Source organism: Streptosporangium sp. NPDC001559, assembly GCF_042893955.1.
In the GTDB taxonomy this organism is placed as follows: Bacteria; Actinomycetota; Actinomycetes; order Streptosporangiales; family Streptosporangiaceae; genus Streptosporangium.
This window is the reverse complement of sequence record NZ_JBIAVG010000016.1, coordinates 41,937-63,660: the sequence shown is the minus strand read 5'-3', so window position 1 is coordinate 63,660 and position 21,724 is coordinate 41,937. Positions and strand designations below refer to the sequence as shown.

The 21,724-nt window shown below is 72.8% G+C and carries 18 protein-coding genes; 6 read left to right on the top strand and 12 right to left on the bottom strand.

The genetic code is table 11. The annotated features are described in order from the left end of the window. Window positions 1-191: 191 nt before the first annotated feature. Together ACFYY8_RS30875 and ACFYY8_RS30870 are read right to left on the bottom strand one after the other, a co-directional pair. A complete protein-coding gene (locus ACFYY8_RS30875) occupies window positions 192-2,531 on the bottom strand; it encodes an AAA family ATPase (RefSeq protein ID WP_390046997.1) in 2,340 nt (779 codons plus the stop codon). A 238-nt stretch (window positions 2,532-2,769) separates the two neighbouring features. Next, window positions 2,770-4,653 (bottom strand): tetratricopeptide repeat protein, encoded by a 1,884-nt coding sequence (locus ACFYY8_RS30870; RefSeq protein WP_390046995.1) that lies wholly within the window; start codon window positions 4,651-4,653, stop codon window positions 2,770-2,772. Between the two features lie 219 nt (window positions 4,654-4,872). Here ACFYY8_RS30870 and ACFYY8_RS30865 point away from each other — a divergent pair, with 219 nt between their 5' ends. From ACFYY8_RS30865 to ACFYY8_RS30855, 3 genes are all read left to right on the top strand, one after another. After that, complete coding sequence (locus ACFYY8_RS30865; RefSeq protein WP_390046992.1) at window positions 4,873-6,420, top strand: MFS transporter; 1,548 nt, start codon at window positions 4,873-4,875, stop codon at window positions 6,418-6,420. 877 nt (window positions 6,421-7,297) lie between these two features. Continuing rightward, on the top strand, window positions 7,298-7,762 hold the full coding sequence (locus ACFYY8_RS30860; RefSeq protein ID WP_390046989.1) for a hypothetical protein: 465 nt from the start codon (window positions 7,298-7,300) through the stop codon (window positions 7,760-7,762). After that, window positions 7,690-8,313 carry a VanZ family protein gene (locus tag ACFYY8_RS30855; RefSeq protein WP_390046987.1) on the top strand — a complete coding sequence of 208 codons (624 nt, stop codon included), beginning with the start codon at window positions 7,690-7,692 and terminating at the stop codon, window positions 8,311-8,313. The genes ACFYY8_RS30860 and ACFYY8_RS30855 overlap by 73 nt, the downstream gene beginning before the upstream one ends. 8 nt (window positions 8,314-8,321) lie before the next feature. Here ACFYY8_RS30855 and ACFYY8_RS30850 read toward each other — a convergent pair whose 3' ends face one another. From ACFYY8_RS30850 to ACFYY8_RS30835, 4 genes are read right to left on the bottom strand one after another with little or no spacing between them, the layout of a single operon-like run. Then, window positions 8,322-8,912, bottom strand: coding sequence for a phosphoribosylanthranilate isomerase (locus ACFYY8_RS30850; RefSeq protein WP_390046985.1), 591 nt, complete (start codon window positions 8,910-8,912; stop codon window positions 8,322-8,324). 28 nt (window positions 8,913-8,940) lie between these two features. Further along, window positions 8,941-9,198 carry a hypothetical protein gene (locus ACFYY8_RS30845; protein ID WP_390046983.1) on the bottom strand — a complete coding sequence of 86 codons (258 nt, stop codon included), beginning with the start codon at window positions 9,196-9,198 and terminating at the stop codon, window positions 8,941-8,943. Between the two features lie 60 nt (window positions 9,199-9,258). Continuing rightward, on the bottom strand, window positions 9,259-10,701 hold the full coding sequence (locus ACFYY8_RS30840; protein ID WP_390046981.1) for a serine/threonine-protein kinase: 1,443 nt from the start codon (window positions 10,699-10,701) through the stop codon (window positions 9,259-9,261). A 38-nt stretch (window positions 10,702-10,739) separates the two neighbouring features. After that, a complete protein-coding gene (locus ACFYY8_RS30835) occupies window positions 10,740-14,303 on the bottom strand; it encodes a WD40 repeat domain-containing serine/threonine protein kinase (RefSeq protein WP_390046979.1) in 3,564 nt (1,187 codons plus the stop codon). A gap of 408 nt (window positions 14,304-14,711) precedes the next feature. Between ACFYY8_RS30835 and ACFYY8_RS30830 the strand changes: the two genes are divergently transcribed. Together ACFYY8_RS30830 and ACFYY8_RS30825 are read left to right on the top strand one after the other, a co-directional pair. Then, window positions 14,712-14,885, top strand: a complete 174-nt coding sequence (locus ACFYY8_RS30830; RefSeq protein ID WP_390046977.1) for a hypothetical protein — start codon at window positions 14,712-14,714, stop codon at window positions 14,883-14,885. A gap of 86 nt (window positions 14,886-14,971) precedes the next feature. Then, window positions 14,972-15,550, top strand: coding sequence for a TetR/AcrR family transcriptional regulator (locus ACFYY8_RS30825; RefSeq protein ID WP_390046975.1), 579 nt, complete (start codon window positions 14,972-14,974; stop codon window positions 15,548-15,550). Here ACFYY8_RS30825 and ACFYY8_RS30820 read toward each other — a convergent pair. The 4 genes from ACFYY8_RS30820 to ftrA all read right to left on the bottom strand — a co-directional run bounded on the left by ACFYY8_RS30820 (window position 15,480) and on the right by ftrA (window position 19,726). Then, window positions 15,480-17,180 (bottom strand): alpha/beta fold hydrolase, encoded by a 1,701-nt coding sequence (locus ACFYY8_RS30820; protein WP_390046973.1) that lies wholly within the window; start codon window positions 17,178-17,180, stop codon window positions 15,480-15,482. The two genes, ACFYY8_RS30825 and ACFYY8_RS30820, sit on opposite strands and share 71 nt — an antisense overlap. A 72-nt stretch (window positions 17,181-17,252) precedes the next feature. Further along, the gene (locus ACFYY8_RS30815; RefSeq protein WP_390046971.1) at window positions 17,253-17,819 is read right to left on the bottom strand and encodes a TetR/AcrR family transcriptional regulator; all 567 of its coding nucleotides are present in this window, start codon (window positions 17,817-17,819) and stop codon (window positions 17,253-17,255) included. A gap of 24 nt (window positions 17,820-17,843) precedes the next feature. Beyond that, the gene (locus ACFYY8_RS30810; RefSeq protein ID WP_390046969.1) at window positions 17,844-18,749 is read right to left on the bottom strand and encodes an RNA polymerase sigma-70 factor; all 906 of its coding nucleotides are present in this window, start codon (window positions 18,747-18,749) and stop codon (window positions 17,844-17,846) included. Further along, entirely contained in the window at window positions 18,746-19,726 is a 981-nt protein-coding gene (gene ftrA / locus ACFYY8_RS30805; protein WP_390046967.1) for a transcriptional regulator FtrA, read from the bottom strand. Before ftrA ends, ACFYY8_RS30810 begins: the two co-directional genes overlap by 4 nt. Before the next feature lie 103 nt (window positions 19,727-19,829). Here ftrA and ACFYY8_RS30800 point away from each other — a divergent pair, with 103 nt between their 5' ends. Further along, a complete protein-coding gene (locus tag ACFYY8_RS30800) occupies window positions 19,830-20,300 on the top strand; it encodes a rhodanese-like domain-containing protein (protein ID WP_390046965.1) in 471 nt (156 codons plus the stop codon). Window positions 20,301-20,305: 5 nt separating this feature from the next. Here ACFYY8_RS30800 and ACFYY8_RS30795 read toward each other — a convergent pair whose 3' ends face one another. Together ACFYY8_RS30795 and ACFYY8_RS30790 are read right to left on the bottom strand one after the other, a co-directional pair. After that, a complete protein-coding gene (locus ACFYY8_RS30795; protein ID WP_390046962.1) occupies window positions 20,306-20,698 on the bottom strand; it encodes a VOC family protein in 393 nt (130 codons plus the stop codon). A gap of 108 nt (window positions 20,699-20,806) precedes the next feature. Further along, window positions 20,807-21,724, bottom strand: a complete 918-nt coding sequence (locus ACFYY8_RS30790; protein WP_390046960.1) for a MerR family transcriptional regulator — start codon at window positions 21,722-21,724, stop codon at window positions 20,807-20,809.

The following is a 21,724-nucleotide window of genomic DNA, read 5'->3' as shown; positions in this document are numbered from 1 at the left end:
CCCCCTTTAAGCGTCGTCCCTGTTGTCGATGGCCATCCTGCTACATCTTGCGGCCACTCAACTACAGGGAGTGCTCAATCGGGGGTTCGATCTCGGTCAAGGGCGGTGTTTACCACGCCATCTCTCTGGTTGTGGAACCGAAAAGCACATGTCGGCCACCGCACGCCGTACGGGGCCGCGGCGGGGAGAGGTCAGCGTCCGGCGAGCTCGTCCACCGCGGCGCGCAGGTCGGCGCTGGTGATGGTGGTCAGGTCCGCCGCGCTGGCCGTGCCGCCCATCTGGGCCGCCAGGCGCACGTCCCTGCGCATCGCGGCGCGCTCGAACAGCGAGCGCGCGAACCTGCCGTTGCCGAGGCTGTCGATGAGGCCGTCCGCGCAGACCCAGGTGAAGACCTCGCCCAGGTCGCGCGCCGCGGCCTCGTCGAAGCGGTCACCCGCCTCGCGGGCGAGCAGCGCGGCGATCTCGGCGAGCTCCCGGGGCGAGTAGGAGGGGAATTGCACCCGCTGGCCGAACCTGCTGGCCAGGCCCGGGTTGGTCGCCAGGAAGGCGTCCATCTCCCGTTCGTATCCGGCCAGGATGATCACCAGCCGGTCGCGGTCGTCCTCGGCCCGTTTGAGCAGCGTCTGCACCGCCTCCGCGCCGAATGCGTCACCCCCCGTGTAGCCGGGGTTGACCAGGCTGTAGGCCTCGTCGATGAACAGCACCCCGCCGAGCGCCCTGTCGACCAGCTCGTTGGTCTTGATCGCGGTCGCGCCGAGGTGCTGACCGACCAGGTCGGCCCGCTGCGCCTCGACCACGTCGGGCTGGGAGAGCAGGCCGAGGGCGGCGAAGATGCGGCCCAGGATGCGCGCCACGGTGGTCTTGCCGGTGCCCGGCGGGCCGGCGAAGACGAAGTGCCTGGTCTGCGGGGGTGTCGGCAGCCCTCGCTCCTGGCGCATCCTGGCCACCTTGAGCTGGGCGGTGATCGCGTGCACCTGCTGTTTGACCGGTTCGAGCCCGGCCATCCCGTCCAGGTCGGCCAGCGCCTCCTCCAGGGAGGGGATGGCCTGGTAACCCCGGTAGCGGGCGGTGAGCTCGTCGAAGGCCTTGGCGACGTCCCGCGCGGTCGTGGTCACCAGGTCCTGCGCCGTCGGTGAGCCGCCCGCGCCGACCACCCGCACGTCACGGGCCTGGGCCGCGGCCTCGACGAGGCTCCTGGCGAACCTGGCGTTCCCCAGCTCGTCGACGAGGGCGCGCCGGTGCACGTCCTCGAAGCGGTCGAGCAGCGCGGGCCCGGCGTCGTCGGCGAGCCGGTCGCCGCGCCGCCGCTGCAGCAGCTCGGTGATCTCCAGCAGTTCTCCCGGGGAGTAGCTGGGGAAGCGGACCCTGCTGGAGAAGCGGCTGGACAGGCCGGGGTTCGACGACAGGAAGGAGGCCATCTCCTTCTCGTATCCGGCCAGGATGATGATCAGCCGGTCGCGGTCGTCCTCGGCCCGTTTGAGCAGCGTCTGCACCGCCTCCGCGCCGAACCGGTCCGGCTGGCCGTCCCCCGAGTTGATCAGGCCGTAGGCCTCGTCGATGAACAGCACCCCGCCGAGCGCCCTGTCGATCACCTCGTTGGTCTTGATCGCGGTCGCGCCGAGGAACTCCCCGACGAGGTCGGCGCGCTGGACCTCGACCACGTAGGGGGTTTCGAGCAGGCCGAAGGCGTAGAAGATCTTCGCGACGGTCCTGGCGACGCTGGTCTTACCGGTGCCGGGAGGGCCGACGAAAACGAAGTGGCGCATCGGCGGCTCGGTGGAGTATCCCGCCTCCTTGCGCAGCCTGGCAGCCTCGATCGAGGCGGCGATGGAGCGCACCTGTTCCTTCACCGGGGCCAGGCCGATCATGCCGTCCAGCTCGCCGAGCGCCTCCTCGACGGAGATCGGCGGCGGGGCCGCGGACGTGCCCTGCGCGTGGGCGGGCTGCCCGCTCTCACGCGCCCTGATCCGCACCCGCTGGTCCCCGGCCCGCAGATCGGCCCTGGCCTGACGGGCCTGGACGAACCGGTAGACCAGCACGGCCGCGGCGACGCCGTAGGCGACCCACGGGGCGACGCCGGGAGCGAAGACGGAGATGGCGGCGGCCACGGCGGCGGCGGGCACGAGCGCGGCGAGCGTGGTCAGCCACGGCGGCACCCAGCGGATGAGGTGGGCCGCCCCCGCGACGGGCAGCGCCAGGAGCGTCAACGGCATCGAGGCGGGCACCCCGACGCCGTACAGACTCTGGAAGGGGGGCATGAGCAGCACCCACCCGACCACCACGACCAGGGTCGCGGCGGCCCGGGGGAAGCGCAGGGTCAGTCCCGCGAAACCGAGCAGGACCAGGATCGCCAGGAAGGTGTCGCGCGACCACCCCATGCCCAGGGTCAGCCCGACGGCCAGCACCAGCGCGAGGAGGTAGATCAGTCGGCGTGTGCCGGGAGCGAGCTGGAAGTAGCGCAGCCGTACCCTTTCGAACGCATCCCGCACCGCCGCCCGCCCCGCGGGCCGGATCCTGTCGGGTTCCCGCATCACGCCTCCCCGGATTCGCCCCCGGTTATACCGCACCGGGCAGACGTTTGCGCGTGCGTGGGCGCCACGCCACGCCGCCACACTGACACGATCAGATAAACGGACGAGACCGGATGAACCCCACGATCCGGGTGCGGGGTTTCTGCCCCTCCCTCGGATGCCGAAACGATCCCTCCCGCCGCCCTCCCGTGTGCCCTCCCCGGGCCTTCCTCCGGGCGGTCCCCGGCACGGTGAACCCTCAGCGTGTCCGTGTGGTCCCGTGCCGCTCCCTGGTACGGCGGCGCCGGTGGCGGTCCCGGTGGCGGGCACCGCCGAGACCTGGCACTTCGGAGACGAGGACCCGCTTCGGGGTGATCCTGAGCACGCCCGTCTCCACGTCGCCGACCGCGATACCCCGTACCTCGGCCCAGAACCGGCTCTCCGCCGGGTCGGCGACGAACACCGTGACTCTCGGGTCCCGCCCGGCCACCTCCCAGGCGTCGGCGGGGGCGGTCAGGAGCAGTTCGCCGTCCGCCTGGCCGGTGACGTCGGCGGCCAGGGTCCTAGGGCCCTCCCGGTCCGTGAAGGCCAGGACGACTCCCTTGGCCCGGGCCAGTGCCCGCCGCACGTCGCCGCCGAGGAAGATCGACGCCCGCGTGTCCGCCGGCGGGCGCACGTCATGCCCCTCCCGCATGGCCAGGCCCGAACGCCACGGTCCCGGCAGGTCGTGCCCGCGCGCCCGTGCCGCTCTGAGGGCCAGCGCCCCGGCGGGTACGGCGGCCGGCACGCCGCAGGCCCACCAGATCCACCAGGCCCACCGCTCCAGGCCGGCTCCGGCCAGAAGGCCGGACGACGTCACGACCGCGACGCCCGTGAGCAGGACCGAGGTCAGGGTCAGCAGGTACCGGGTGGCCGTGAGCAGGCGGTCGGCGGCGAGCACCCGGTCGACGAGGTGCCCCGCCGTACCCCTCGGACGGGCCAGGGCGAGCGCGACGGGGACGGCGGGGGCTGCCAGGGCCAGCCGGAGCTCGCCGAGTGATCCCGCTGCCAGCAGGAGCCCCGTGAGCGCCGACCAGGCGCGGACGGTGAGCATCCACAGCGTCGTCTCGGCGTTGCGCCGTGCCGTACGGTCTCCGGGGACGGCGGCGAACTCGGCCAGCGCCCTGACCGGACGCCCGCGCCACGCCCGCGCGGGCACCCGCAGGGCGGGCAGGGCGATGCCGTTGAACAGGACGAATCCCGCGAGCAGGGGCCACGCCACGCCCTGCGGGACGGGCGGGAGGGTGGCGACCGCCATCGTGTAGGCCACGACGGCGAGCACGGTGGCCGAGACCGAGACGCCGAGCCAGGGGTCGCGTGCGAGCAGACGCGGCACGTAGCGCCAGAGCCTGATCTCACGACCCCGCCTGAGGGTGATCGCCGCCGCCCCCGCCAGTACGGCCACGCCCCCGGCCACGGCCGCCCCGGCGAGCCCGGTCCGCAGAACGAGCAGGACGGCCACGGCGAGCGCGACGGCCAGCAGTACGCGGATCTGCCGGGACCAGGCCTCCACGGCGTCCCTCGTACGGCCGGTCTCACGGGGGTCGACCGGCCAGGCGGGGTCGTGGTGGCCGTGCGGAGGCCGCCAGCGCAGCAGCGCGAGCCCGAGGTTGACCCGTGCGATCGGGTGGTCGTCCGCCAGGCGCAGCGCGGCTCGGTAGGCGGCCTCCGCCCGGTGGTGTTCACCGCGCAGCAGCGCGAGGTCGCCGGCGAGGACGTGGGGGTCCGGCTCCTCGGGGGCGTAGCGGACGGCCCTGTCCGCCTGGACGGCCGCCTCCCACCGGCGTCCCGGCACCCGGCGCAGGGCGGCGCCCAGTCGCAGCCGCGCCGTCCACGACCCGGGAGCGGTCCGTACGGCCTCCTCGGCGGCGGCCACGGCCTCCGCGTCTCGGCCGAGGCGTTCGAAGGAGAGGCTCAGCAGCCGGTATGCCCAGTCCGCGACACCGGTGACCTGACCGTGCCCTATGGCGTCGAGCGCCTCCCGTGGCCGGTCGCGTTCCAGCAGGGCCGCGGCGGTGGCGCACCGTTCGCGAGGGTCACCGGTGTCGCTGTCCGGTTCACTGTCCGGCTCCGGCGGTTCATGGACCTCGTGCTGGCTCCCCACGACCGTCATCGTGCGCGCGAGATCACTGTTTGCCTAGATAAGAGATATATCCCTGTATCTCTCTAGAGAGGCAGGATATATGGGGACAATATCCACAATTAGCGGTAAGCCAATCTCCGATTCCTGGCTTTCCCACTACCCGGCTTCGCCTAAGCTGCCTGGCATGTCCGTCGAGGCCGACGTTCCCTTCAGCGGCCCCTCCAGCGGCTCATGATCGCCATGGGGGTCGTGGACAGTGCGGTCCGCACCGGGATCGACCCGCGAAGGCGAGGGACCGGCCGCTGGTCGGTCCTGGCCCTGCTGTGCTTCAGTCTGCTGCTCATCGCGGTGGACGCGACGGTCCTGCACATCGCCGTTCCCGCGCTGACCGCCGCTCTCGAACCCACCTCGGTCCAGCTGCTGTGGATCATCGACTCCTACTCCCTGGTGGTCGCTCCGCTGCTGCTGACCTTCGGCACGCTCGGTGACCACTACGGCAGGAAACGCCTGGTGCTGATGGGGTACGTGGTGTTCGGCGTCGCCTCGGCCGCCGCCGCGTTCGCGCCGAGCGCCGCCGCGCTGATCGGCGCGCGGGCCCTGCTGGGCGTCGGCGGCGCGATGATCATGCCCGCCACGCTCTCCATCATCAGGCAGGTCTTCACCGACCGGCGTGAGCGCGCCGTCGCCCTGGGGGTGTGGAGCGGGGTCGCCGCCGCCGGGGCCGCGGTCGGCCCGCTCATCGGCGGGTTGCTCGTGGAGCACCTATGGTGGGGAGCCGTCTTCCTGATCAACGTCCCGATCCTGCTGGTGCTGCTGCCCGCGGCCGTCAGGCTTCTGCCCGACTCCTGCGCGCGGGCGCTGCACCCGTGGGACGCCTTCAGCGCGCTGCTGTCGGTCGTGGGCATCCTCGCCCTGGCCTTCGGCCTCAAGGAGACGGGGACCGGCGGCACCGGTGGACCGGTGGTCCTCCTGGCCGGGATCGGACTGCTGGCCTGGTTCGTGCGCAGACAGCGGCGCTCACCCTCCCCGATGCTCGACCTCGGCCTGTTCCGCCAGCGGGCGTTCTCCATCGGGGTCGCCGCCGTGCTGCTCACGGTCTTCGCCCTGGTCGGGCTCGAACTGATGCTCGCCCAGTATCTCCAGCTCGTGCTCGGCGACAGCCCCTTCCAGGCGGCGGTCCGCCTGCTGCCGCTGATGGCCGCGGCGGTCGTCGGCGGCCTCGCCGGGGCGCGGCTGCTGCACCGCTTCGGGCTGCGCGCGACGATGGGCGGCGGCCTGGCGCTGACCGCGCTCAGCCTGCTGCCCACGCTGGCCTGGGGTACGGAGCCGCACCCCCTGACGCTCGCGCTCTGTTTCGTCGGCGTCGGTTTCGGCATCCAGGTCACCCTGCTCGCCGCCTCCGACACGATCATGTCCTCGGCGTCCGAGGCACGGGCCGGTGGTGCCGCCGCGATCGAGGAGACCGCCTACGAGCTGGGGGCCGGCCTGGGGGTCGCGGTCCTCGGCACGGTCACCACGGCCGTCTACGCACCCTCGCTGGCGCCGGTCGCCGGGGTTCCCTCCGGCCTGATGACCCTCGCGCGTCAGTCGCTCGCCGCCGCCGCGCACGCGGCGCAGGAGATCGGCGGCGAAACCGGGGCCGCACTGCTGACCGCCGCCAGAGCCGCGTTCGTCGGCGGTCTGCACTCCACGATCGTGGTGAGCGCGCTGCTGCTGGGCGCGACCGCGGCGCTCGTCACCCTGCTGCTCCCCCGTGGCACCGTCCCCGCCGAGCACGGTCACCACTGACGGGTTCCAAGACCGCGGGCCGGTGATCACCCGTCCGTCCGGCGGACCGGTGACCGCCCCCCTTCCGGCCAGGCTCTCTCCGGGGAGGGAGCAGCCCGGCCTGACGGCCCACGGTCTCGGCCGTCACCCGCGGCAGCGCGGCCCGCGGCCGGCTACGGCGTCCGTCTACGACACCCGGTCCGAGGTGTGGCGGCGCTCACCCTCCAGATCGCACCGCCACACCTGGCATACGGGGCGTCGTGTGACGGCCTGACCGTCCAGATCACCCCTGCTCTGTCGGCGGGATCCGCCGGTTTCCGTCCGCCGTGGCGCCGTACGGGCGTCTCGTGGCGCGGGCCTCCCCCACCCCCTGGGCGGCCATGTGACCATGTGACGGCGCTCCCGAGCCGTCCAGCGATGTGTATGGCAGACGGTCGGATGGTCGGATTAGAAGCATTCATTGCTGTTTTCTCCTTTCGGCGCGGGAGGGGTGCGCGGTCGTTTCTCCTCAAGGGTGCCTGAGAAGGACCCTTTCGGCAGCCACATGATTGCGACGATCTGTTCGCACATTGAGTTTTGGTTTCTGTAGGACGCACACAGGTTTATGTAGGACCGCGAAGGATTCCTTGTCGACGGCGCGAATATATTTCACAAATCCCATATAGCAGGCAGCCCTCACATGCCCTGACCTGCGTAGGACCCGATACCACGGCGCGACCCCGGTCGAGCTTCGTTGATCATGTGCCGGTTTGCGGATAGGTTCCCCCTGACCGCGAAGCGCGAGAGGAAAACGGAGATATCTGGCAATTAGAACATTGCCCACAAATCATAGTTTGTCATTTATGCCCTTTTTCTTGCGCCGTCTGCCACCGCGAACCCACCAGCGGAAGGACTCGCCTTGCTGGATCGCCTTCTGTCCTCCCTCGTCATGCCGGCCGCCCTTCTCACCGTCTCGACGGTCGCCTGCGCGGCCGTCTCGGCGGGAGGCACCGCGGCCGAGGGCACGGGTTCCGTCGGCGACTGCGGTCCCTCCCTGACCTTCTCCGGATCCGCGTTCGGCTACCTCGACAACGGCACGCTCAGCGCCGGGTTCTGCGTCAAGGGGAGGTCCCTGCGCCGGATCAACGTCGCCTACGACAAGGCGCGGGGAGGGGCGACGAACGTCCGGCTCGGCTACCAGCGGACGGACGGCTCGGGCGTCGGGATCAAGAAGCCCGTCTACGGCCCGGCCGTGACGGCCAGGGCGGGCGGCACCACCTTCAGGAGCTTCTCCCTCGCCCTTCCCTCCGGGTGTTACCACGGGATCATGCTGAACACCGCGACCCGTTTCCAGTACGTCACGAAGGTCTGGGGCGACTGCTGATCCCCCTGCCCGTCGAGGTCTTCCTCGCCAACCGTGACCTCTGGCTGCCGGTCGCCTGCCTGCTGACGGTCCTCACCGGGTCGTGCGTCCCGCTGAGCCGAAGAGCCTCGGCGGTGTTCCGCGTGCGGCGGCCGACGGCGTTCCTCTGGCTGTTCTCCCTGGCCGTGATCCCGGCCCTCACGATGCCGACGCGTCTGGCCACGCACGGCCTGGCCTTCTGCGCGACCGGCGGCCCGGTCTCCTTCACGGAGGCCCAGAACCTCCTCAACCTCCTGCTCTACGCCGCGCCCGCCCTGCTGGGGGCCCTCGTGACCCGCCGCCCGTTGGCGGTCGTGACGGGGCTGGCGGCGGCCTCCCTCTCCCTGGAGATCACTCAGGCGTTCTCGGAGGGGCGTAGCTGCGACCCGGCGGACGTGCTCTTCAACGTCCTGGGCGCCCTGGCGGGCGCGGGGACGGCGTTGCCCGTCCTGCGGACGGCTCCCCGCTCCCCACGCGAAACGCCCGCGACCCCGGCCAAGCGGCGGTCCCGGACGCCCGGGGGCACCGGGTAGCCGGGGCCTCAGCCGCGCGCGGCGGCCACGAACTCCCTGATGAGCCCCGCGTCCTTCACCCCGGGAGCGGTCTCGACACCGCTTGAGACGTCGACCCCCCACGGCTGGGCGGCGGCCACGGCCTCGGCGACGTTCGCCGGGCCGAGTCCTCCGGCCAGCATCCAGCGACCCTGCGGGAGGCCGCGCACCGCCGCCCAGTCCCACGGCTCCCCCGAGCCTGGACGGGGGGCGTCGACGATGAGCATGTCCTCGTCGAAGGCCCCGCAGCGCAGGTCGGCGCCCGCCGCCGCGCCGGCCCGGACCAGTGTCAGGCCGAGGTCCTTGAGCGCGGTGAAGTCCTCGTGCGGATGGGCGCCGTGTAGTTGCACGGCCCGTACCCCCGACTCGGCCGCGGCCCGCCGTACCTCCTGCGGGGTCTCACCGGCGAAGACCGCGACGGTCAGCACGTGGGGAGGCACCTCGGCGGCCAGCTCACGGGCGAGCTCCGGGGTGATCCGCCGAGGGCTCCGGGTCAGGACGAAGCCGATCGCGTCGGCTCCCGCCTCGACGGCGGCCGTGACGTGGCCGGGCTCTCGCAGCCCGCAGATCTTCACATACACCCCTGCACCCTAGCGGTGCCCGAACGGTTCAGGCTCCCTGCTGCATCGGGATGCCGACCCGGTCGACGATCGCCTCCTCCCCCTCCTGACGGGCGCAGTGCGCGCAGCAGAACCAGTTCCTGCCCACCTGGACCCCGTGGCCGACGACCTTCACCCCGCAGTGCTCGCACACCGGGGCCATCCGGTGGATCGCGCACTCGAAGCTGTCGAAGACGTGCACGGCTCCCTGCGCGTGCACCTCGAAGCTCATGTCGTAGTCGTTGCCGCAGACCTCACATCGCGCCATGTCTTCCCCCCGAAAAACTCACGGCGTACTCCCGGCTATGCCTACCCGTCGGGGGAGGGCTCAGACAGGTCCGCCGCCGGTTCCGAGGGCTGCCACCAGGGCCGCGACCAGGGCGAGGGTCAGAAGTACCGTCAGCCCCAGCCAGTACAGGCGGTCGCGGGCCGTGCGGGCCCGCGCGTCGCGGTCCGCCTCGATCCACCCGGCCAGCCTCGGCCAGGCGTACGGCAGCGCCGGATCGGCCAGGCGGGCCAGGTCCCCCGCGCGGACGACCAGCGGCCCGAACGCCTCGGCGATCCGTTTCTCGGTCTCCCCCGCGTCACGCGGCCCGCCGCGCCCGTCCGCCAGCCTGAGGAACATCGCCGAGGCGAACGGCCGGTCGGCCGGGTCGAGCGTGACGTAGGCGTCCTCCGCGACCGCGCCCAGTCCCGGGTCGTCATACGGGGTCCGCAGCCTCGCCGCCATGGCGTCGCCCGCCGCCAGCAGGAAGTCCAGGGTGAGCGGCACGCGGGCGGCCAGCAGGGCGTCGGCGAGACAGACCCGCCCGCCGAGGACCGCCTCCGCGGTGAGCGGCGCCTCCGCGGTGAGCATCTCCGCCGTCCACCCGGGAGTGTCGCCTCCCGAGGGCACGAGACAGGCCGCCGGCAGGCAGGCCGCGGCGGGAGAGGCGTGCGTGAGGCAGTCGGGGGCGAGGCAGGGGGCCTTGAGCCGGACGGTCGCGTCCGCCGAGACCAGGGCCCGCAGCAGGTCTCGGGCCGCGGGCCTGCGCTCGGGGTCCTTGGCCAGGGAGTCGGCGACCAGGGCGCGCAACGGCTGCGGGATCGGGTCCAGGCCGGGATCGACCGACAGCACACGGTGCATGACCGCCCCCAGGCTGGTGCCCTCGAACGCGTCCCTCCCCGTCGCGGCGTAGAACACGACCGCGCCCCAGGCGAACACGTCCGCGGCGGCGCCGGGCTCCCGTCCGGTGAACGCCTCCGGCGCGGTGTAGGCCGGGGCGTTCATGGCCAGCCTGGGCCAGGTCAGCGTCGTCTCCGTCGGGGAGAGCGGCCCGAACCCGACGACCCTGGGACCGTCGGGGCCCAGCAGCACGTTGTCCGGGGTGAGGTCACGGTGGACGACCCCGGCCTCGTGGAGGGCGGTCAGCGCGGTGGCCAGGGCCGCGGCCAGGTGGAGCAGGTCGGGCCCGGTCAGGGTCCGCCCCGCCCCGCGCAGGCTCGGCCCGGCCACGTACTCACTGACGACGTACGGCCGCGCCCCCACGCAGTCCGCATCGATCACCTTGGCCGTGCAGGACGGCGCGGCGGCGCGGACCGCGGCCACCTCCCCGGCCAGGGGCCGCCACAGTTCGGGGTCTCCGTGCGGCACCTTCACCGCCACCCGCCGTCCCCCGGAGTCGTAGGCCTCGTAGACCACGCCCCGGCGGCCCGCCCCAAGACGGCCCGCCAGCCGGTAGTCCCCCAGACGGTGCGGGTCCCCCTCGATCAGCCTCGCCGCGACTCTCATACGGTGTTGGATGCGATCTCAGACCGGAAAGTTCTGGGTCATCGGGGGCATACATCGCGGTACGGCGTCTCCCCCAGGTAGGTCCGCCACTCCTGCGCCGAGAGCGTACGGCCCGCCCTCGCGCAGACCGCGTTCGCCACGGCCTCCGGCTCCACCGGGCGCTCGGCCAGGACTCCCGAGGAGTCGGCGACGACCAGGCGCGCCCCGTCTCCGGTGAAGGCCAGCGCCCTCGGCTCTCCGGGCCCTGTCGTGATCGGCTCCCCGAGGCGGCGCCCGGTCTCGACGTCCCACAGCGCCACGGAGCCGCCGCCCACCCGGCCCGCGATCACGTCGCCGCGCGGCGAGTAGGTCAGCAGGGGGGTCTCGCCCGCCCCCGTCCTGACGGTCTCACCGACCTGCTTCCTCGACGAGGTCTCCCAGACCGACAGCCGTCCCGCCTGGTCGGCGATGGCGAAGCGGGAGCCGTCCCCGCCGAAGGCGAGCGAGAGGACGGGGACGCCGACGGTCGGCGAGCCGTACGAGGGGCCGAAGGGTTCGCCCGTGCGGGTGTCGAGCAGGCGCTGTTCACCGCCCGCGACCGCCAGCGCCCTGCCGTCCGGGGCGAAGCGGAGGCCGTCGGGGTAGCCCTGCTTCCTGGCCCAGCGGTGCCGGCCGCCGGGCACGTCCCACAGGTGGATCTCCCCGCCGTCCCCGGTCGGGGAGTCGGGGTAGGCGACGTATCCGGCGAGGGCGGTGCCGTCGGCGTTCACCGCGATGGCGGTCACGTTGCCCTGTCTCGGGGCGGCGACGGTCATGACCTTCTCGAACGTCCTGGTGTCCCAGATCTGCACCTCCCCCGCCATGTCGCCCGTGACGACCGCCAGCCGTCTCCCGTCGCCGCTGAAGGCCATCTCGAAGTAGCCGCCGGGGTCCTGTGAACCGACGTCCAGGGCCACCGGGGATCTACGGCCGCGCACGTCCCACAGGCTGACCTTCCCCGGCCCCTCCCCCTTCGAGGCGAGCAGGCGGCCGTCGGGACTGAGCGCCGCCCTGGCGAAGCCCGCCTTCCCAAGCGGCGCGGGGGCGGTCGCGAAGGCGATGTCGAGGCTGATCACCGAGTCCTCCGACAGGTAGCGCAGGGTGCGCCCGTCGGGGTCGAAGGCGGCGACCGGCCTGAACGCGGCGACGGCGTGGGTGAACAGCAGGGCGCCGTCCGCGACGCGCCAGAGCCTGATGTTGCGTTCGCTCACCGACGCCAGGAATCGCCCGTCGGGGCTGAAGACCAGCGTGTCCGCGTCGCCCTCGTCGAAGGAGCGCTGCACGTTGGCGTCGGTGAAGGAACGTTGCAGATCGGCGCCGGTCGAGGCGTCGTGGAGCCGTATGAGCGCTCCGGTGCGGACCGCGATGATCTTGCCGTCCGGACTGTAGGCGACGCGCCGCACGCAGGTGCACGGCTGCCCGAGCGACACCTTGCGACCGTCCGCGAGGGTCGTGGCCGTCGCGTTCCCTCCGAGGTCGGCGACGGCGAGCCCGGTGCCGTCCGGCGAGGTGTCGAAGCCCATGCCCGCGGTGAACGGGGCCGCGTCACCGCCCGTCCGCCGGTTCCAGACCGTCAGCCCCTCGCCCCTGCTGACCAGGACCAGGTCCTCCGAGCGGCCGAAGGCCACCTCGGATATGCCGTCGACGCCCCTGTCCCGGACGGTGAGGGTCGCACCGGTCGGCTTGCCGGTCGCCATGTCCCAGATCGTGAGTTTCGTCCCGCTGACCACGGCGAGCAGCCTGCCGCTCGGGCTCAGCGCGATCCCGGTCAGCTCGTCGCCTATCCCGTCGAACCCGCCGGTGCGTCCGCCGGTCCGCACGTCCCAGACGCGCGCCTGTCCGTCGCCGGCGCTGACGAGGACGCGCCCGTCACGGCTCAGCGCCCGCAGCGTGCGCACCCCGGCCGCCGGGTCGTGGAAGGCGGCCGTCTCACGCTGGGCCAGGGAGCCGGTCAGGGCGGCTCTCGCCTCGACCACCGGGTTCAGCCGCCAGGCGGCCACGCTGAGCAGCATGGCCCTGACCGGCTCCGAGACGCGCAGCGATTCGGCGGTCGCGGCGAGCTGGCGGGCCTGTGCCTGGTCGCGCTGGTGCGCGATGGTGACGCTGCGCGCCTCGGCGACCCTGCCCTGCTGTACGGCCAGCACCCCGGCGGCCAGCGCGACCGCCAGCAACCCGGCCAGCGTCACGGACAGCAGCCTGCCCCTGCGGGCACGGCGCCTGGCCAGGGCGGCCCCCGCCTCGAGGAAGTCGCGTTCGACCGGGCTCAGCGTGATGTTGCGCCGTCCCGTCGCCGCCCAGTTCATGGCGTTCTCCAGGTTGCTGCCCTGGAACAGGTCGCCGTCCCTGCGGCCCTGGCTCTGCCAGCGCCAGGCCGCGGTGAGGATGTGCCGATGCACGACCAGGCCGTCGCGGTTGGCCCCGACCCACTGGCGCAGCCGGGGCCAGGCCTGGGTCAGGGCGGGCCGAGAGAGCCACAGAGCCTGCTCGTCGTGGCCGACCAGATAGGTGAAGGCCGCGAGCACCCGGTGGACGGCGGCGATCTCCTCCTCGCCCCTTCCCTGGAGGAGTTCGGCCAGTTGGGCGCGCCGTACGGTGAGTTCTCCGTCGTCGGTCACAGTGACGAGCCGGAGGAACACCTCGGGGGCGAGCTCCCGCTCGGCCTGCCCGAGCGCGGCGAAGGCCTCCTCGGCGAGTTCGCCGAGCGCGGGGTCGTTCGAGCCGGTGTGCATCCGGCCGCCCGTCTCGCTGCCCGCCGCGAGCAGCCGCCGGGTGTCGAGCGAGCCGCCCCCGCTGATCAGGGCGAGCAGCAGTTCCCTGGCGGCCGGCCTGGCCGTGGGGTCCTTGGCCAGGGATGCGGCCACCAGTGGGCGGAGCTGTTCGGGCAGTACGTCCAGCTGCGGCTGCACGGAGAGCACCCGGTGCATGACGCCGCCCAGGCTCTCCGCCCTGAACGGGTCGAGTCCGGTGGCTGCGAAGACCATGATCCCGCCCCAGGCGAAGACGTCGACGGCCTCGGTCGCGCGCTCCCCCATGAAGATCTCGGGGGCCATGTAGGTGGGGGTTCCCGCGACCATCCCGGTCGCGGTCAGCGACATGTCGGCCATACGGGCGATACCGAAGTCGATCACCCGGGGGCCGTCGGGGCCGAGCAGCACGTTGTCGGGTTTGAGGTCTCGGTGGATGACCCCGGCCTCGTGGATCGCGGTCAGCGCGGTGGCGACGGCGGTGGCCAGGCGGTGCAGGTCACCGCCGGTGAAGCGGCGCCCGTCGATGACGGCCCTGCGCAGGCTCGGTCCCTCGACGTACTCGGAGACGATGTACGGCCTGGGCCCTTCGAGGTCGGCGTCCACCACGGCGGCCGTGCAGAAGGAGGCGATCCGCCTGGCGGAGGCCGCCTCACGGCCGAACCGCTCGCGCAACTCGGGGTCGGCCGCCGCGTCACCGTGCAGCACCTTGACCGCGACCCGTTCACCCCGTGCGTCGTAGGCCTCGTAGACGACTCCCTGTCCGCCCGCGCCCAACCGGCCCGCCAGCCAGTAGCCGCCGAGCCGTTGCGGATCTCCGTCGACCAGTCCGGTGCTCATTCCCGCCTCCGTTCACCGGCTTGTTGGACGCGCCGCTGGACACCATAGTTCGGCCGATGTCACGTACTCAGGCGTTCCTCGGGTCGTCAGCGGCGCCGTCCGGCCGGGCATCGGCCCACCCGCGATCAAACCGGTTGATAGGGCTCACCGGGGAGAACTAGGTTGGCAAGCGTGGGCGGGCTCCCGCCGACCCCCGGCCGGCGAGCCCGAGCAAGAGGAGGGACGAGCCATGCGTCACGCGAAAGTCACCCGTTCGCAGCACCGGCGTCGCCGTACCCGCGCCTTCGACCTGGACCTTCGCACTCCGTCAGGTCGCAGGCTTCCCTACTGACGATCAGTTCTTTACGACGGTTTTACGGGACGATCTGTAGACATTTCGTGTAACGAAAGCGTCACGCGGGGGGCTCAATGAAGAGACTTGTGCTTGTGCCGCCGTCCGTCGCACGGCTCAAGATCAGGGACATCCGGTCGGTGCGGCGCCGTGGCGGCGCGCCCGACACCAAGGTTGTCGATCTGCGCGCCTACACAGGACGCAACGTCCTGCGGTTCCCGGCCACGAGCGGCCCCACTCCCGCGGCCTGACCGACCGCCCGGCCAGACGAGAGGACCCGCGACCCGCGGGCCCTCTCGCGCTATCCGGACACAGCGTCCACATATACCCTGGGGGTATGGAGAGAGCAGACGCCGCGCGTAACCGGGCGCGCATCCTGGAGGCCGCAGAGCGGCTGTTCGCCGCCAATGGGGCGCCCAACGTCACCATGGAGGACATCGCCAGGGCGGCGGGAGTCGGCCGGGGCACCCTGTACCGCCGCTATCCCGACCGGGCCGCGATCGCGACCGCGATGCTCGACGAGCACGAGAAGGCCCTGCAGCGCGAACTGATCGGAGGCGAGCCGCCCCTCGGCCCCGGTGCCACGCCCGCGCGGCGGCTGGCCGCCTTCTACGCCGCGATGGTCGGCCTGCTCGAATCCCACGCCCATCTGGTGCTCGGCGCGGAGACGGGCCGCTCACGCTTCGCCACCGGCGCCTACGGTTTCTGGCGGGCGCACGTGCGCTCGCTGCTGGTCGCCGCCGACGTGCCCGACCCGGACGCGCTCGTCGAGATCGCGCTCGCCCCGCTCGCCCCCGAGGTCTACACCTTCCAGCGTGAGGGTCGCGGGCTCGGACCCGAGCGGATCACAGCCGCGCTGGAAGAACTCGCCCGGCGGCTTCTCGCAGGACACGCGCCACCCGCCGGGGATGGGTGAGCTGGGGATAGTGCCCCGCGCCCTCGATCACGACGTCGGCCTCACCCGCCACGAGCGGGTCGGCCGCCCCCGTGACGACCGTCACCGGGACCTCGACCCGGCCGAGTGCCCGCCGCAGTTCCTCCCTGGCCGCGTGGCCCGCGCGCATCGCCCCGATCACCCGCCGGGCGGCACCGGGGCGGCGCAGGTCGGCGAGCGCGTCCTCGGGCACGCCGAGCCTGTCCGCCAGCCGCGCCGGGGACGTCCGGCGCAGTACGGCGGCGCCGAAGACCGAGCGGGTCAGCCACCCCGCCGGGGCCTGCAGGAAGGCCGGGGCCAAAAGCACGACCGCGGAGACCCGCTCAGGACGCGCGAGCGCGTAGCGCAGGACGGGCCCGCAGGCGAAGGAGTGACCGACCAACACGGGGCGCGTCCCCGCCGGTTCGAGCAGCGCCTCGGTCCACTCCCCCAGTGAGCGGGCGGGCGAGGAGCGGCCGAGTCCCGGCAGGTCGGCGGCCAGGACGGGACCGTCGAGCGACTCGTCCACCTCCGCCCAGGAGCGGGCGTCGAGCGGCAGCCCGTGCAGCAGCACGTACCGCGGGCTCTCCCGCTCCCCGGCCACCCAGGTACGGCTGCCCGCCACGTCCTGGAATCCGTACGGCCCGCGTGGCGCCTCCCCTTCCCCGAACCCGGCACCGACCAGCCCGTCCGCCCAGGTCCTGAGCATCTCCTCCACCGGCGGCATGCGCAGACCGGCCCGCTCGGCGAAGGCCAGGGCGGGGGCCGTCTCGTAGCGGTCGCCGGACATGAACGACAGCGTCTCCGGGTCGGCGCCGGTCAGGACACGGGGCAGCCGCCGTACCAGGGAGACCGGGATCGTCGCACGCGGGGGACGGACGCCCAGGTGAGCGGCCAGGAATCCGGCCAGCTCCGGCAGGTTCGGCGTCCGGTCGTCGAGCACCCAGTAGGCCTCGCCCGCCGTCTCCTCGTGGCAGGGCACCTCCGCCATGAAGCGGGCCAGGTAGCCGATGTCCACGACCGGCAGGAAGGTCCTCCCGTCCCCGGGCAGCAGGGGCAGCCGGCCACGCCACAGGTCGCGCACCACCGAGGCGAGGCCGATGAACTGGCCCTCCCCGGTGACCGAACTGGGGTTGACGACGGTCAGCGGGACGCCGAGTTCCCCGGCGCGGGCGCGCACCGCCGCGTCACCCTCCCGTTTCGAGGCCTCGTAGGCCCCGTCACGCCGGTAGTCGGGGGGACCGCCGCTGACGCGGTAGCCGCTGACGTGCACCAGGCGCCGCAGCCCCTGGCGGGTGGCGGCCCAGTCGGCCACGTTGACCGCCCCGGTCACGTTGGCCGCCCGCGCCTCGGCGACACCCAGTCCGAAGGCGAAACGCGCCGCGGTGTTGTAGACGTCGCGCACCCGCCCGAGGTCCGGCGCGGCGCCGAGCCCGAGCCCGGGGGCGGCGATGTCGGCGGTCACGACGGTCAGCCGCGCGGTGTCCACGCCCTGCCCGGCGAGCCAGGAGGTCAGCCGGTCCGCCGGCCCGCGCAGGGCGGCGGCCACCGCGCGCTCCCTGCGCAGGAGTTCGGCGACCAGGGAGCGGCCGATGAATCCCGCCGCGCCGAAGACGATGGAGTCGGGGGTCACACGATCACCTCATAATAGATCGGTCTACATATTCCATGGGCATGCGAAAGGAGACGGGCAGAGGTTCCGGCGTTACGGCCTCAGCAGCGTGGCGATCCCGCGCGCCACCCGGTCGAGCGGCTCCCGGCTGCGGTGCGCCCTGGCCAGCAGCAGTGCGCCCTCGATCAGGGCCAGGACGGTGACGGCCGTGTCGGCGGGCTCCGGGTGCCCGTCCACGGCCAGCCGGTGACGCAGCGCCTCCTCCCACGAGCCGTAGACCTCGGCGCAGACCTCCTGAAGCGGGTCGCTGACGGCCGCCATCTCCAGCGCCACCGTGGCCACCGGGCAGCCCTTGCGCCACCCGGAGGCCTCAAGCCGGTCGCCCAGCAGTGCGAGCACCCCGGTGACCAGGCTCGCGGCGTCGGGCGCGGACTCGGCCAGCTCCCGCACGATCCGGCCGACCTCGTGGCCCGCCCGCCGTACGGACTCACCGACGAGCTGGTCCTTGCCGCCGGGGAAGTGGAAGTAGAGCGAGCCGCGCGGCGCTCCGCTGGCCGCGACCACCTGGTTCAGCCCGGCCCCGAAGTAGCCGCCGCTCTCGATCAGCTCCCGCGTCGCGTCGAGCAGCCGCGTCCTGGTCTCCTCACCCTTGCGTCCCATGGTTCAAAAAATAGACCGGTCTGCTTATTCTTGGCAACCCGGGGCCGTGAAGCGCGAGAGCTTGTCCGGATTCAGTACGGCCCGCACCCCCGTGATCCGCCCGTCCGTCACCTCGATCGCGAAGACCGCGACGACCACGTCCTCGACCCACACCACGATTCCCTCCTCGCCGTTGACCTCGGTGTGGGCGAACCCGCCTCCGGGGCCGAACTTGGCGGCGATCCCGGCCAGGAAGCGGACGACCTTGTCCCGGCCCTCCACGGGGCGCAGGGCGGCGCTGACCCGGCCACCGCCGTCGGACCAGACGACCACGTCGACGGCGAGCAGCCGCTCAAGCTCGGCGAGGTCGCCGCCGCGCGCGGCGTCGAGGAACCGCTCGACGATCCTGTGCCGCTGCTCCCCGGGCACGTCGAACCTCCGTGGCTCGCCCATCCGCTTCCTCGCCCTGATCAGGAGTTGGCGGCAGTGGGTCTCCGAGAGGTCGAGCACCTCGGCGATCTCGCGGTAGCCGTACGAGAAGGCCTCGCGGAGCACGAAGACGGCGCGCTCCGGAGGGGTGAGGCGCTCCAGCAGCGTCAGGAACGCCATGGAGACCGCGTCACGTCGCTCGGCGGTCTCCAGCGGGCCGAGCGCCGCCGACTCGACGGGCTCGGGAAGCCAGGGGCCGACGTAGCTCTCGCGGGTGGCACGGGCGGCGGTCAGCCGGTTGAGACAGAGGTTGGTGACCACCTTGGCCAACCACGCCCCCGGCGTCTCCACGTTCCGCCTGTCGGCGGTGTGCCAGCGCAGGTAGGCGTCCTGGACGACGTCCTCCGCCTCCGCGGCCGAACCGAGCATCCGGTAGGCCAGGCCGAACATCCGCCGCCGCAGTTCCTCGAACTCATCGACCATCCGTCCAGGGTCCCAGAGCTCACCGGGCGCCCGGCTCACGGGGACTCCCTGAAGGCCCTGCGGTAGGCCGAGGGCGAGGTGCGCATCGTCCTGGCGAAGTGGTGCCTGAAGGTCACGGCGCTGTCGAACCCCACCGCCGCCGCGACCTCCTCGATCGAGGCGGAGCCCGACTCCAGCGGCTCCAGGCTGGCCGCGATCCGCTGGGAGATCACCCAGCGCAGCGGGCTGGTCCCGGTCTGGCGGGCGAAGTGCCGCAGGAAGGTGCGCTGCGACATGCGGGCGGCCCCGGCCATCCCGGCGACCGTGATCGGCTCGGCCAGGTGCCCGAGCGCCCAGGCCATCGCGGCGGCCACCGCGTCGTCCTCCTCCGCGGGCGCCACCGGGGCCTGGACGAACTGGGCCTGCCCGCCCTCCCGGTGCGGCGGGACGACCAGCCTGCGCGCGACCGAGTTGGCCACTCCGGGACCGTGGTCCGTGCGGACCAGGTGCAGCAGCAGGTCGAGGCCCGCGGCGCTGCCCGCGCTGGTCAGCACGTCCCCGCCGTCCACGTACAGGACGTCGGGGTTGACCCTGACCAGGGGGAACCTCTCCCTCAGCAGGTCGGCGTACCTCCAGTGGGTGGTCGCCTCACGCCCGTCGAGCAGCCCCGCGGCCGCCAGCGCGAAGGCCCCCGAACAGATCGACACGATCCTTGCCCCACGCTCGTGCGCCGTCCGCAGCGCCGTGACCAGCCCCGCGGAGACCTCCCCCCGCACGTCCGCGACCGCGGGCACGATCACCGTGTCCGCCGCCGCCGCCACGTCGAGCCCGTGCCCGGCCCGCATGGTGAACCCTCCGACGACCCGCAGGTCGGCCGGGGTCTCGGCGCAGACCGTCAGCTCGTACCAGGGGACGTCGAGTTCGGGCCTGGGGATACCGAAGATCTCCACCACGCAGCCGAGCTCGAAGGGGGCCATGCCGTCGAAGGCGACGGCGGACACGGTGTGCGCCCGCCGTCGCGGGAAGAGAAGCGACATGGCGGGATATTAGCGATAAGCGGCGTTCACGCCACTGGTCGGAGAGGCGCCGTGCGCGAAACCATGTCTCCCGCACGGCACCGTTCTTCGAGAAAGGCATGTGATGTCCGCCCCCTCATCCGCCGTCACCGCGGTCCCCGCCGCGGAGAGCGCCACGGCGATCGCCCACTTCGCCGCCCGGCTCGCCTTCGAGACCGACGTCTCCGACGTGGCAGCCGACCTGGCGGCCGGAGTCCCGGACGTCGTCGTGGTCGACACACGCGGCGTCCAGGCCTGGCTCCAGGGCCACGTCGCGGGAGCCGTACACCTGCCGACCGGCGACATCGCCACCCGCGCGGCCGAGGTGGTCCCCACGGGGGCGACCGTGGTGACCTACTGCTGGGGACCGGGCTGCAACGGCGCCACCAGGGCGGCCCTGGAGTTCGCCAGGCTCGGTCACCCCGTCAAGGAGATGATCGGCGGCTTCGAGTACTGGGCCAGGGAGGGCCTGCCCGTCGAGACCTCGGAGGGAGTCTCCCGGCGTGCGCCCGACCCGCTGACCGCCCCCGTCCTCGGCGTCTCCTGCGCCTGCTGACGCCCTCAGCCGTTCGCGGCGAACAGATCGACGCCGTTGCCGTCGGGGTCGTGGACGATGGCGTACCGCTGCCCCCAGAACGCGTCCCAGGGCTCCTTGTGGCCCTCGTAGCCCAGGGAGACGAGCTCTTCGTAGGCGGCGTCCACCTCGGCGGGGGTGTCGAACTCGAAGGCGAACGCCGTCCGGGAATCTCCGGTGGGCGGCCGCCAGCCCGGGTCGAAACCGTGGAGCGTCTCGACCGTGTCCCAGACGAGCTTCAGCCCCCCGGGCAGATCCGCCTCGACGTGCGGCTCCCCGTCCGCCTCCGGCGGCAGGTCCAGACCCAGCCGGCGGTAGAACGCCAGCGACCTGGCCATGTCCTTGACGACGATTCCCACGAAACTCAGACGTGTCCGCATATCCGTGTCTTTCCGGTTGAGGTGCCGTGCTCGGTGCGCGCGTCCCGGGCCGCGCACGGCCCAACCTAACCGGAGGTCACAGCCACGGTCTTGCAGGAATCGGACGACTCACGCCTCGGCGGACGCCCTGAGCGCGGCGGCCAGCCAGAGAAAGGCCGCCACGGCCGGAGGGAACGGCGGGCGCCCGTTGATGGCCGACACCAGCTGCCAGTACCGCTCGACCCGCAGGTCGCTGAACAGCTCCACCTGCTCCGCCAGCCGTACCCGCTCCCGCGCCGGGGTCTCCGGCGCGACGATCAGGTCGAGCACGGCCCGTCCCTCGGCCGAGTCCGGCGCGACCCCCGCCGCCTGGGCCGGGACCGCGTGCTCCATGACGGCCTGGTGGTCCGGCGAGCCCGCGGGACCGTCCGCGTTCTGGCCCGCCACCACCATCTCCCTGACCCGGCGCTGGAAGTCCTCGTCCTCGACGAGCTCCGCCAGCTCCATCCAGGCGTCCACCTGCTCCGGGCTCGGCTCGTCCGGCAGTTCGGTGTTCACCTGCCGCATGCCGTTCGCGATGCCCAGTGACGGGCCCTCGCCGAGGTCGAGCCCGGCGAGGACGCGGTCCACGAAGTCATCGATGATCTGCTGCCGCTCCCGCGCGGACAGCCTGGCCAGTCTGTGCATCAGTGACGCCTCCTCGATCGTGCTGCCGCGCTTGGCGACCGTGCTCAGCACGGCGCGGCGCAGCCGCAGGGTACGGATCTCCGCCTCAAGCGCCGCGACATGCGCCTCGGCGACCTGGGCGACCGTCGTGGCCCGGCACAGGACCTCCTCGACCGCCTCAAGACCGAACCCGAGTTCGCGCAGGGTCCTGACGAGGTCGAGCCGGGCGACCGCTCGCGCGTCGTAGAGACGGTAACCGCCCGCGGACCGCTCGGTCGGCGGCACCAGGCCGCTGTCCGACCAGAAACGGATCGTCCGCACCGGTAGTCCCGTACGGCGGGCGAGCTGCCCGATCGTGAAAAGCTCCGTGCCTTCGCTCAC

Excerpts from the sequence above, each read along its gene's own strand:
- ACFYY8_RS30875 (WP_390046997.1), bottom strand. The coding sequence starts at position 2,531 with ATGCGGGAACCCGACAGGATCCGGCCCGCGGGGCGGGCGGCGGTGCGG.
- ACFYY8_RS30865 (WP_390046992.1), top strand. The coding sequence starts at position 4,873 with ATGGGGGTCGTGGACAGTGCGGTCCGCACCGGGATCGACCCGCGAAGG.
- ACFYY8_RS30845 (WP_390046983.1), bottom strand. The coding sequence starts at position 9,198 with ATGGCGCGATGTGAGGTCTGCGGCAACGACTACGACATGAGCTTCGAG.
- ACFYY8_RS30840 (WP_390046981.1), bottom strand. The coding sequence starts at position 10,701 with ATGAGAGTCGCGGCGAGGCTGATCGAGGGGGACCCGCACCGTCTGGGG.
- ACFYY8_RS30835 (WP_390046979.1), bottom strand. The coding sequence starts at position 14,303 with ATGAGCACCGGACTGGTCGACGGAGATCCGCAACGGCTCGGCGGCTAC.
- ACFYY8_RS30830 (WP_390046977.1), top strand. The coding sequence starts at position 14,712 with ATGAAGAGACTTGTGCTTGTGCCGCCGTCCGTCGCACGGCTCAAGATC.
- ACFYY8_RS30825 (WP_390046975.1), top strand. The coding sequence starts at position 14,972 with ATGGAGAGAGCAGACGCCGCGCGTAACCGGGCGCGCATCCTGGAGGCC.
- ACFYY8_RS30815 (WP_390046971.1), bottom strand. The coding sequence starts at position 17,819 with ATGGGACGCAAGGGTGAGGAGACCAGGACGCGGCTGCTCGACGCGACG.
- ftrA (WP_390046967.1), bottom strand. The coding sequence starts at position 19,726 with ATGTCGCTTCTCTTCCCGCGACGGCGGGCGCACACCGTGTCCGCCGTC.
- ACFYY8_RS30800 (WP_390046965.1), top strand. The coding sequence starts at position 19,830 with ATGTCCGCCCCCTCATCCGCCGTCACCGCGGTCCCCGCCGCGGAGAGC.
- ACFYY8_RS30795 (WP_390046962.1), bottom strand. The coding sequence starts at position 20,698 with ATGCGGACACGTCTGAGTTTCGTGGGAATCGTCGTCAAGGACATGGCC.